This is a genomic window from Mycobacterium asiaticum, assembly GCF_001668675.1.
Taxonomy (GTDB): domain Bacteria; phylum Actinomycetota; class Actinomycetes; order Mycobacteriales; family Mycobacteriaceae; genus Mycobacterium; species Mycobacterium asiaticum_D.
The window spans coordinates 1-1,274 of record NZ_LZKQ01000198.1 but is presented as its reverse complement, the minus strand read 5'-3'; the positions used below and the strand labels follow the sequence as shown (position 1 = coordinate 1,274).

Annotated in this window: 1 protein-coding gene; it reads right to left on the bottom strand. The window is 69.0% G+C overall.

Translation table 11 applies throughout. From position 1 onward, the window contains the following. Positions 1–62: 62 nt before the first annotated feature. A partial coding sequence (locus A9X01_RS17000) for an NAD(P)/FAD-dependent oxidoreductase (protein ID WP_301336942.1) occupies positions 63–1,274 on the bottom strand: 1,212 nt, incomplete at its 5' end.

Genomic DNA, 1,274 nt, shown 5'->3' with positions numbered 1-1,274 from the left:
CACCGGACGCTAAAGCCCCCGACACGCCGTGCGTGCGGGGGCTTTAGCGTCTGCTCGCGCTACTAAGCCAGCATCTCTGCGATGGGGGTGGCGGCGGCGATCTTGCCGCGCACCTTCATCACCTTGCCGGGCAACCCGCCACCGACCACGCCGACCAGCACACCGTCGCGCTCGTAGTAGGCCAAAAATTTGCGGCCGTCGTCCTCGACGAGGTGCACGGTGTCGGTGGCTTCCGGCTCGCCGAGGCACTGGATCTTGACGTCGTACTGGTCGCTCCAGAAATAGGGGACGACCACACTGGTCGGTACTTCACGACCCAGCATCGCGGGCACCACGACTCGAGCCTGATCAGCAACATTGCTCCAATGTTCAACGCGCGCTTGATGTCCCGTCGCATCACGCCAAGAGGCCACGTCGCCGAGCGCCCACACGTGCGGTGCGCTGGTCCGCCCGGCCTCGTCACAGATGATGCCGTTGGCGACCTCGATGCCACTGCCGGCCAGCCAGTCGGTCGCCGGATGCGAACCGATACCCACGACGACGAGGTCCGCACTGATCTCGGTGCCGTCGCTGAGCACCACCGTGTCGACGTGTCCGGTACCCCGCACCTCGGCGACTCCGAGCCCGGTACGCACGTCGACCCCTTCGTCGCGGTGCAGCCGTGTCACCAGTTCGCCGATCTGTTCGCCGAGCACCGATGCCAGCGGTGTGGGCTGCGGTTCGACCAGGGTCACCTCCACACCCAGACCACGCAAGCTCGCCGCTACCTCGCAGCCGATGAAGCCGGCGCCGACGACCACGGCCTTCTTCGCCGAACTCGCATGCGTGCGCAGCGCCATGCACTCGTCGAACGACCGCAGCACCCGGATGCCGTCCAGATCCGGGAAACTCGGGATGCGCCGCGGCACCAGGCCGGTGGCGATGACGAGTTCGTCGTAACCCAACGAGGTTCCGTCGGCCAGCGTCACGGTTTTCGCCCCGGTGTCGATGCCGGTGGCCGCGGCGCCCAGTCGCAGGGTGATGTTTTTCTCGTCGTACCACTCGCGCGGTTTGAGGGCGACGTCGTCGACCTCGGCGCGCAGCACCTCCTTGGACAGCGGCGGCCGGTCGTAAGGGAGGTGCACCTCGTCGCTGATGATCGTGATCGGGCCGGTGTACTCGGCCCGGCGCAACTGCTCAGCGGTCCGGGGGGGGGCCGCGGGGCCCGCGCCGCGCCCCCGGGGGGGGGTTGTGCCGGGCCGGGGGGGGGGGGGGGGGGGGGGATGCCCCGCGGG